Annotated in this window: 9 protein-coding genes; 2 read left to right on the top strand and 7 right to left on the bottom strand. The window is 67.4% G+C overall.

The genetic code is table 11. From position 1 onward, the window contains the following. The 5 genes from PTT45_RS14895 to PTT45_RS14875 all read right to left on the bottom strand — a co-directional run. Positions 1-488: alpha/beta hydrolase (locus PTT45_RS14895; protein WP_273814228.1), on the bottom strand; the 488-nt coding region annotated here is incomplete at its 3' end. A gap of 13 nt (positions 489-501) precedes the next feature. Beyond that, a complete protein-coding gene (locus PTT45_RS14890) occupies positions 502-930 on the bottom strand; it encodes an organic hydroperoxide resistance protein (protein ID WP_273814226.1) in 429 nt (142 codons plus the stop codon). Positions 931-981: 51 nt separating this feature from the next. Continuing rightward, positions 982-1635, bottom strand: coding sequence for a hydrolase (locus tag PTT45_RS14885; RefSeq protein ID WP_273814225.1), 654 nt, complete (start codon positions 1633-1635; stop codon positions 982-984). A gap of 129 nt (positions 1636-1764) precedes the next feature. Then, on the bottom strand, positions 1765-2295 hold the full coding sequence (locus PTT45_RS14880; protein ID WP_273814222.1) for a flavodoxin family protein: 531 nt from the start codon (positions 2293-2295) through the stop codon (positions 1765-1767). A 150-nt stretch (positions 2296-2445) separates the two neighbouring features. Then, a complete protein-coding gene (locus PTT45_RS14875; RefSeq protein WP_273814221.1) occupies positions 2446-3801 on the bottom strand; it encodes an SPFH domain-containing protein in 1356 nt (451 codons plus the stop codon). 172 nt (positions 3802-3973) lie between these two features. On the opposite strand from PTT45_RS14875, the gene PTT45_RS14870 reads away from it, so the two are divergent. Together PTT45_RS14870 and PTT45_RS14865 are read left to right on the top strand one after the other, a co-directional pair. Further along, a complete protein-coding gene (locus PTT45_RS14870; protein WP_273814219.1) occupies positions 3974-4825 on the top strand; it encodes a substrate-binding periplasmic protein in 852 nt (283 codons plus the stop codon). Continuing rightward, the gene (locus PTT45_RS14865) at positions 4822-7695 is read left to right on the top strand and encodes an HD domain-containing phosphohydrolase (protein ID WP_273814218.1); all 2874 of its coding nucleotides are present in this window, start codon (positions 4822-4824) and stop codon (positions 7693-7695) included. Before PTT45_RS14870 ends, PTT45_RS14865 begins: the two co-directional genes overlap by 4 nt. Here PTT45_RS14865 and PTT45_RS14860 read toward each other — a convergent pair. Together PTT45_RS14860 and PTT45_RS14855 are read right to left on the bottom strand one after the other, a co-directional pair. Beyond that, the gene (locus PTT45_RS14860; protein ID WP_273814216.1) at positions 7686-8372 is read right to left on the bottom strand and encodes a murein L,D-transpeptidase catalytic domain family protein; all 687 of its coding nucleotides are present in this window, start codon (positions 8370-8372) and stop codon (positions 7686-7688) included. The genes PTT45_RS14865 and PTT45_RS14860 overlap by 10 nt on opposite strands. Positions 8373-8445: 73 nt before the next feature. Beyond that, a complete protein-coding gene (locus PTT45_RS14855) occupies positions 8446-9474 on the bottom strand; it encodes a L,D-transpeptidase (protein ID WP_273814215.1) in 1029 nt (342 codons plus the stop codon). Positions 9475-9512: the final 38 nt, after the last annotated feature.

Here is a 9512-nt window from a genome sequence, read left to right as displayed (position 1 = left end):
TGCTCACCGACCCACTTGGTCGCGGCGTAGGCCTGGTCGATGGCGGTCGGGTACTTGGCTTCCGGCGACGGGGTGTAGCCGACGTAGACGGCTACCGCGCCGGAGTTAACCACTAGGTCGCGGATCAGACGGGCATGGGTCGGGTAGTCGCCGAGCACCCAGCCGCCACCGTGGAAGAACATGAATACCGGCAGCTCACCCTTCACGCCTTCGGGGCGAACGATGGTCAGCGGGATCGACTGGCCGCCAGCCTGGATGGTCTTCTCCGACACGCTCACGCCGGACAGGTCGACCTTGACCGAGGCCTGGGCGCCGACCAGCACGGCACGGGCGTCTTTCGGGCTGAGGGCTTCCAGTGGCTTGCCGCCACCGGCTTCCAGGGCCTGGAGGAAGGCCTGGGTGTTGTGTTCCACGCCGGGGCTGCCGGCGGCGAAGGCTTGGCCGGCGGCCAGGGTGATCAGTGCACTGAGCAAGGCAATACGGGGCATGGCGATAGTCCTTTTAGTCGACCAGGGTGAGGGTTACGTCGATGTTGTTGCGGGTAGCGTTGGAATAGGGGCAGACGATGTGCGCGCGCTGGATCAGCTCCTGCGCCGCCTCGCGGGCCAGGCCCGGCAGGCTGATGCGCAGCTCCACCTCGATGGCGAAGCCAGTCGGTACGACACCGATGCCGACCACGCCCTCGATGGAGGCATCGGCCGGCATGCTGAGCTTGTCGCGCATGCCGACGAACTTCAGGGCACCGAGGAAGCAGGCGGAGTAGCCGGCGGCGAACAGCTGCTCGGGGTTGGTGCCTTCGCCGCCGGCGCCGCCCAGTTCCTTGGGCGTGGTCAGGGCGACGTCGAGGATGCCGTCGGAGGACACGGCGCGGCCGTCACGGCCGCCGTAGGCTTCGGCTTCGGCGCGGTAGAGGATTTTTTCGATTGACATGGCGATGCTCCTTGGACGAGACCGGGCCGTTCGAGGCCCGGCGCGCCGCTGTCAGTGGCCTTCGGAGGCGTTGAACATGGTTTTGGCGTAGATCAGGCCGAGGCCGTAGGCGCCGCCATGCTCGATGGAGGTTTTCACGGTCTGGTCGTAGGTTTCGCCACGGGCCCAGTCGCGCTGCAGTTCGAGCAGGTACTGCAGGGAAGTCATGGGCCGCGCACCGAGCTGGATCATGCGCTGCAGAGCCATCTCGTGGGCTTCGGTGGAGACATCGCCGCAGGCGTCGGTGATGACGTAGACGTCGAAGCCCTGGTCGAGCGCCGACAGGGCCGGGCCGACGATGCACACCGAGGTCCACAGGCCGGCCAGGACGATCTTGTTCTTGCCGAACTTGTTCACTTCCACGGCGATGCGCGGGTCTTCCCAGGTGTTCATGGTGGTGCGGTCGATCACCTTGTGCTCGGGGAACACCGACTTGATCTCGTCGAAGATCGGGCCGGAGAAGCTCTTCTCGGCGACGGTGGTGAGGATGGTGGCGACGCCGAATTCCTTGGCGGCCTTGGACACCAGGGCGGCGTTGTTGCGCAGGGTGACGGCGTCGATCGACTTGGTGGCGAAGGCCATCTGCGACTGGTGGTCGATCAGGATCAGGGTGTGGTCGAGCGGGTTGAGCAGGGTCTTGCCCGCGGCGGCGGAGGCGGTGGCCATGGTGATGCTCCAGAGGGGGAGAGAGGAGCATCGAGTGTCACGCCAGGCGCCGTTGCGCTCTTGCATGGACGTGCCGGTTTTGCACCGGCGTGCGCAAAAGAAAACGCCCCGCAGTGGCGGGGCGTTGGTTCAGGAAGCTACAGGGGAAAGCCAGGTCGGTCGCTGGCGGTCACGCTGGTAGGTGGTGGAGGCCAGTACCTGCACCACGAAATCTTCCAGGCGCTGGGGCGACAGGCCGCCGAGCACTTCGCTCTGCAGCAGGATCTGCACCGGCGACGGCACCTGGCGGGTCAGCGTGGCGATCTCTTCCACCGCATTGAAGCCGCCACCTCCGCCCTGGGTGCAGACCACCGAGATGCGCTGGCGCGACAGGTCGTGGTCGCTCAGGAAGGCGCGCAGCGGGGCGGCCAGGGCCTTCATCCATACAGGGGTGAGCAGCACGATGTGCTCGAAGTTCTCCAGCGGCGGACCTTCGTAGCGATAGTCGGGGCGGCTGCGCAGCCAGGCGTCGAGCATGCAGCGCCAGTCGCCACTGGCGCCGGCGCGTGGTTTGGCGTCCTGGATCAGCGCCAATGGCCAGCCGGTGAGCCGGGCCAGTTCGTCGGCGACCAGGCGGGTATTGCCGGTACGCGAGTAACACACCAGGAGAATGTCATGCATGGCGAGCTCCTTCGCTCGATCCGGGATGCCCCGGCTTCGACTCCAGGCTACGGGCGTGTGCGCCAGGGCGGCTTGATCCGCATCAACGAAGCGTGCGCCCAGAAATGCAAACGCCCCGCACGGGCGGGGCGTTTGCTGCAGCGGAAGGGGTTACTCCTTGACCTTCATGTCCAGCGACAGGTCGCGGGCAGCCTTGGTGGCGAGGATGCCCATCAGCTGGCCGATCTCGTCCTGGCGGCTGGCGCTGGCGCCGTTGCCCGAGGCACCCATCATCACGCCCGGGACCGGCGCCTGGGAGGCGGCCTCGGCCCAGACCTTGTTGATTTCCACCAGGGCGTCCAGCTTCGGCTGCAGGGCGCCGTCCGCCTCGATCACGGCCTTGCGCGCATAGGCTTCGGCGTCGGCGGTGATCTTGGTGGCCTGGGCGGTGATGCTGGCCTTGTCGCGCAGCAGCTCGGCGGTCTGCTTCTCGATCTCGGCACGGCCCTTCTCGCGTTCGGCGTTGATGCGCGCCAGCTGCTTCTCGGTCTCGGCCTGGGTGGTGCGTTCGATCTGGTCGCGCAGGGTCTCCTGGCGGCGGGCTTCCACTTCCTTCTCACCGCGGGCGGTGACCAGCAGCTTCTCTTCCTCTTCCTTCAGGCGGTTCTGCCGGGCCACGGCCAGCTCGGCCAGAGCCTGCTGCACCTTGACCATGCGCTGCTTGTACTGCGGGTTGGGGTCGACGTTGGTGATGCGCGCCTCGACCACTTCCACGCCGTACTTGCGGAACTGCTGCTGCTTGCGCACCGGGATGCCCTTGCTGTCCATGACCTTCTCGGTGACGAACTGGCTGGCGCTGTTGTCGCCGAAGGTGCCCTGTTCGCTGCCGGCCTGGAGGATCGCGGTCTGGCTCGGGATGTGCCCGCGCGGGCCGCGGACTTCCTTGCGTTTGATCAGGTACAGGCCGTCGTTCAGCTGGTTCTCGAACTCGGCGGCGAACTCACTGCGCGCACCGGCGTAGAAGTCGTCGGCGCTCATCAGCGAGGCGGTGGCCTGCAGGGTTTCCTTGATCGCCGGGACCAGCGCGGTGCCGATGAAGTTTTCCGGGTTGCGATATTCCTGGGCGATGGTCAGGAACTGGTCGCCACTGGGCAGGCGGAAGCGCGCCGAGGACTCGACCTTGGCGTCGACGTTGCCGAGGAAGACGATGGGGAAGGCCTCGATGGTGGCGCCGAGCGAGTCGTTGTCGCTGTCGTTGTCGATCTTGTTGAGCGACTCGGTGAGCACCGACTGCACGCTGAGCGCCTTCTTCCAGGGAGTGGCGCGGCCGAACCACTTGGTGGCGTAACCGACGTCGTCGACTACCTTCTCTTCGCCGAAGATGGTCCGCACGTGGGTAGCGAAGCCGGCCTCGTTGTAGAAGAAGATGCCGTTGAAGCCGACGAAGCCGACGGCGGCGACCAGCACCGGGATGCCGACGTACTTGATGAGGGAGAGTTTGTTGGCCGGTCCGTTGGTGATGTCCATGATCTGTCCTTGACTGCAAAAAAGGTCCCGCATGCTGCGCAGCCGCCAGCGGAGCGTCAAGTGGCATTGTGCCGGTATGTGGCGCGCCTCGCAGGCGCCGGTCGGCAGGCGGCGAAGCGCATTCGCCGGCGGCTATTACACTGTGGAAACCGCCGCACATGGAGTACCTGGGATGGGCAGTGTGCTGACTCGCCATGCTGGTTGGTTCGTAGGTTGTCTGTTGGCCACCCTGGTGCTCCCGGTCTACGCCGGTGAGGCGGCTCAGCGCTATGGCTGCGAACAGCCGATCCGCCTGGCGCTGTACGAGAACCGGGTGTTCTACCGGGATGGCCAGGGCATCGACCCGGACATGGTGGCCGAGCTGCAGCGCCGCAGCGGTTGCCGCTTCGAGATCGGCCTGCTGCCGCGTAGCGAGATCTGGCTACGCCTGCAGAACGGCGGCCTGGACATGGCCACCAGCGGCATTCCGACCATCGAGCGGCGGCGTTTCGCTTTCTTCCTGCCCTACATGTACCAGCGCAACAAGCTGATAGTGCCGGTGGCGCTGGCGCCGGGCATCACCACCTTCGCCGACTTCCAGCGCCTGCCTGGCGCCCGCCTGGGCGTGGTGGCCAGCTATCGCCACGGCTCCTACCTGGACAGCGGCGTGCGCCTGCTGCGCGCGGCGGGCCGGGTGCAGGAGTATCCGGACGACCAGGCGCGTTTCGCCGCCCTGCAGAGCGGCGAGGTGCAGGCGCTGATCGGCCACGATCTCAATCTCAGCGGCACGCTGCCGGCCGAGGAGCAGCTGAAGTACCGGGTAATAGATGTGGTGCCGGGGCCCTCCATCCCTACCGGCATGGTGCTGGCGCGCAACCGCTTCAGCCCGGCCCAGGCTGCCGAGTGGCTGCGGCTGATCGAGAGCATGCGTCTGGACGGTCGCCTCGCCGCCATCCTGCGCGGCCATGCGCCGCCGCACCTGGCCGAAGAATTACTGAGTAGCGGCTATCGCTACGAGCTGGCCAGAAGGGAGCAGCAGCCATGAGCAGTGCACCGCGCGGAATCTCCCTGCAGCTGCTGGTGGCGCTGGCCATCATGCTGAGCATGCTGCTGCTCGGCGGCGCCCTGGCCTGGCAGGGCTACCACGGCATCGAGCGGGCCCTGGTGGCGGCCGCCGGCGATGCCGCCCAGCAGTTCGGCAAGACCATCAACGAGCGCGCCCGGCGCTTGATCGACCCGGCGCAGAGCAGCATCCGCCTGCTCGCCTATGACCCGGTGGCGCAGGCCGACAACCTGCCGCAGCGGCTGGACAGCCTGCCGCAGCTGGTCGAGAGCCTGGCCGCCAACAAGATGCTCAGCGCGGCCTATGTCGGCTACCCCAACGGCGAGTTCCTGCTGGTGCGCCGCCTGCGCGATCCCGAGCTGCGCCAGCGTTTCGCCGCGCCGTCGGAAACTGCCTTCCTGGTGCAGAGCGTCAGCCAGGGCGAGGGCGGCAGCATGCTCGGCGAGTGGCGCTTCTATGACCGCGAACTGAGCCTGCTCAAGGCCGAGGTCAAGGCGGACTACCGCTTCGATCCGCGCGAGCGGCCCTGGTTTGTCGAGGCTTCGGCCAAGGCCACTACCGCGCTGACTCACCCCTATGTGTTCTTCACCACCCGCGAGGTCGGCCTGACCCTGGCGCAGCGCAGCATCGACGGCGCCGCGGTGATCGGCATGGATGCCTCGGTCAACGACCTGGCCAGCGAGACCCAGGACTTGCGCATGACCGCCGGCACCGAGATCGCCGTGGTCGATGGCGATGGGAGCGTGGTGGCCTACCCGGACCTGCGCCGGGTGATCGTGCACGAGGGCGACGGCCTGCGCCTGTCGCGCATCACCGAGCTTGGGATTCCCAGCCTGGAGCGGATGTTCGCCGAGCCGCCGCGGGGCACCATGCCGCAGCCGTATCAGATCAATGGCAAGACCTGGTACGGCATGCGCGTGCCGCTGTCGACCTTCGCCGACCAGGACATGCAGGTGCTGATCGCCGTGCCCGCCGACGAGCTGCTGGCCGGCGCGCGCGAGGTGCTATTCGAGCAGTTGCTGTGGGCGGCGGGGCTGATCGCCCTGTTGCTGCTGGTCGGCTGGTTGCTTGGCCAGCGCATCGGCCGGCCGCTGCGGACCCTGGCGGAGCAGGTGCGCGCCCTGGCCGGATTCGACTTCAGTCGCGAGGTGGGCGTGGAGTCGCGGGTGTCCGAGGTGGGTGAGCTGAGCCGGGTGCTGCGGCGCATGGCTGGAACCATCCGCAACTTCCAGTCGATCACCCTCACGCTCAGCCGCGAGACCCAGCTGGAGAGCATGCTCGGCGGCGTGCTCAAGCACCTGGTGGAGGCCGCCGGAGTGAGTGGCGGTGCGGTCTACCTGCACGATGACGATAGCGGCGTGCTGCGCCTGGCCGCCGATTGCCGCGGCAGCGGCTATCCCGAGGAACTCGGGCTGGCTGCGCGCAGCCAGCAGGGCCTGGCGGCAGCGGTGGCCCAGGCCCTGGACCTGCGGGGACATTGCCTGGCCGTGGAACTCAACGATCGCAGCCACGAGCTGCTCGGCATCCTGGTGCTGCAGCTGGAGAGCGAGCACGAGCGCGACGAGGTGCGCGAGCCGTTCCGCCGCTTCGTCGAGGAGCTGTCCGGTGCGGCTGCCGTGGCCATCGAGACGCGCCAGCTGATCGAGGCGCAGAAGCGCCTGCTGGACGCCATCATCAAGCTGCTGGCCGATGCCATCGACGCCAAGAGCCCCTATACCGGCGGGCACTGCGAGCGGGTGCCGCAGCTGGCGCAGATGCTCCTCGACCGGGTGGTGCAGGCCGAGGACGGGCCCTACGCCGAGTTCGACATGAGCGAGGCCGAGCTCTACGAGTTCCGCATCGCCGCCTGGCTGCACGACTGCGGCAAGGTCACCAGCCCGGAATACGTGGTGGACAAGGCGACCAAGCTGGAGACCCTGTACAACCGCATCCACGAGGTGCGCATGCGCTTCGAGGTGCTCTGGCGCGATGCCGAGGTCGACTACTGGCAGGGCCTGGCCGGCGGCGGTGACCAGGAGGCCCTGCAGCTGACCCTGGAGCGGCGCCAGGCCGAGTTGCAGGAGGAATTCGCCTTCGTCGCCCAGGCCAATATCGGCGGCGAGTTCATGAAGGACGAGGATGTCGAGCGCCTGCGCCACATCGGCCAGCGCCGCTGGCTGCGCCACTTCGACGACCGCCTGGGCATTTCCCATGACGAGTCGGTGCGCCTGGCCGGCGTGCCACGGGCGCAGCTGCCGGTGGCCGAGCCGCTGCTGGCCGACCGCCCCGAGCACCTGGTGGCCTGGGGCGAGCGCAAGCCGCCGGTGGCCAAGGACGACCCGCGCAACGTCTGGGGCTTCGACATGCGCCTGCCGGCCAATGCCTACAACTATGGCGAGCTGTACAACCTGGCGATCCGCCGCGGCACGTTGAACGAGGAGGAGCGCTTCAAGATCAACGAGCACATCGTGCAAACCATCATCATGCTCGGCACCTTGCCGTTCCCGCGTCAGCTAAGGCGCGTGCCGACCATCGCCGGCAGCCACCACGAGAAGATGGATGGCACCGGCTACCCGCGCCGCCTGATGCGCGAGCAGATGAGCGTCGCCGAACGGGTGATGGCGATCGCCGACATCTTCGAGGCGCTGACCGCCGCCGACCGGCCCTACAAGGCGCCGAAGACGCTGTCCGAGTCGGTGAAGATTCTCGCCTTCATGGCCCGCGACCAGCATATCGACGCCCAGTTGTTCCGCCTGTTTCTCAGTAGCGGGGTCTATCGCGAGTATGGCGAGCGCTTCCTGCGCCCGGAGCAGATCGACGAAGTGGACGTCGACTACTGGCTGGGGCAGGTCGCGCTGGAGGCTCAGTCCTGACGGGCGATGGTCTGTTCGACCAACGGGCAGCTGGCGGCGTTGAGGTAGGCGGATTTCTCCAGCCATTCTGCCTGCGGGTAGTAGGCGAACAGGTAGCTGCCGCGCTGCAGGGCGTCGATCAGCTGGCCGGCAATGGCTGGGCGCACGGCCGGGCAGCCCTGGCTGCGACCGAGGCGACCGAGGCCGGGCACCACGCCCGGGTCGGCGTAGGCGGCCGAGTGCATGACGATAGCGCGGGATTCGCTGTTGTCGTTGAAGCCGGCTTCCAGGCCGCGCAGGCGCAGGGAGCGGCCGTGCTTGCCGCTGTAGGTCTGGCCGGTCTGGAACAGGCCGAGGGACGACTGGTAGCTGTTGGGGCGGTTGGAGAAACTGGTCGGCACGTCGGCGCCGCTGTTCTTGCCGTGGGTCACCCACTCTTCGAACAGCAGCTTGCGTGCGGCCAGATCGAACACCCACAGGCGTTTCTGGCGGGACGGGCGGGAGTAGTCGATCACCGTCAGCAGCTGGGTGACCTGGCCCTGGCTGGCGCACTGGTAGGCGGTCAGCGCCAGTTGCAGCGCGACGGGGTTGGCCTGCGGCGCCAGGCGCTGCAGTTCCTTCACGTCGGGGAGGGCGGCGGCCTGGGCCAGGCCGGTGAACAACAGGGCGGCGAAGACTGCAGCCAGTCGATTCAGCATCGAAGGAATACCTGCACGGAGCGTGGGGCTATGAATGCGGGCGCATTCTGCTCGATATTTGTCCAGCTGCCGATCATTTTTTGACCGGCGGTGCAGTTTCCGCAGGTTCGCTGTTGATGATCGTCATCTGCCCGTCGCTGCGGGTCTCGCGGCTGGCGCTGAGGTCGGTGATCACCAGGGTGGTGCCGATATCCATCGCGTCGTGCAGCTGGCGCAGGAAGTCCTTGTCGACGCTGACGTGACCGAGTTGCTCGGCTGGAGTGCCGCCCGCCTGCGGGTCGCTCAGGGCTACGGCGGACCAGCGCAGCGGCGGCGCCGGGTCGAACTCGCTGGGCGGCGGCTTCTGCAGCAGGGAGAACACCGCCATGCCATGCGGCAGTTCGGTGCCACTGGCCAGCACTGCGGCCGAACCAATCATCTCGCCGCCACGGAACACATAGACGCGCAGGTCGGCGCGGCTGATCAGGATCGACAGCGGGCCTTTCTCGCTGCCGGGATCATCGAGGTAGGCGCTGCTGGCCACCTGCGGCTCGCCCGCCGGCTTGCCGTCCGCCACCAGCGGCGCCAGCAGGCCCGGATGGTTCACCTCGCTGGGTGCGCTGTGGCTGTCGGTGATGATCACCGTGGTGCTGCTGTAGCCGGTGATCTCGTAGAGTTTCTTGGCGAACTCCATTGGCAGGTGCACGCAGCCGTGGGAGCTGGGGTAGCCGGGCAGGCTGCCGGCATGCAGGGCGACGCCGTCCCAGGTCAGGCGCTGCATGTAGGGCATCGGCGCGCTGTTGTAGAGGGTTGAGCGGTGGCTGACGCTCTTCTGCAGGATGGTGAATACGCCGGTGGGGGTGTCCTTGCCGGGACGCCCGGTGCTGACCGTGGTCACGCCGATGACGAGGCCGTTGCGATAGACGTAGGCACGCTGCTCGGTGAGGCTGACCACCAGGGTGATCGGGCCCTGCGGCGAGACTTCCGGGTACCACAGGTATTGGCCCGGCTTGAGCGTCTTCAGCTCCTCGCGCAGCTGGTCGGCGGCGGGCAGCTTGAGTGGCTCGCCGCTGGCGAGCATGGGCAGGAACAGGGCCAGGAAGGCCAATAGCAGGCGTGTCATCGCTTCCCCCAAGCAATGGCTTTACGGGGCAGCTTAGC

The sequence above is a fragment of the Pseudomonas sp. Gutcm_11s genome, assembly GCF_028649395.1.
Classification (GTDB): domain Bacteria; phylum Pseudomonadota; class Gammaproteobacteria; order Pseudomonadales; family Pseudomonadaceae; genus Aquipseudomonas.
This window is presented reverse-complemented; position numbering and strand designations above follow the sequence as displayed.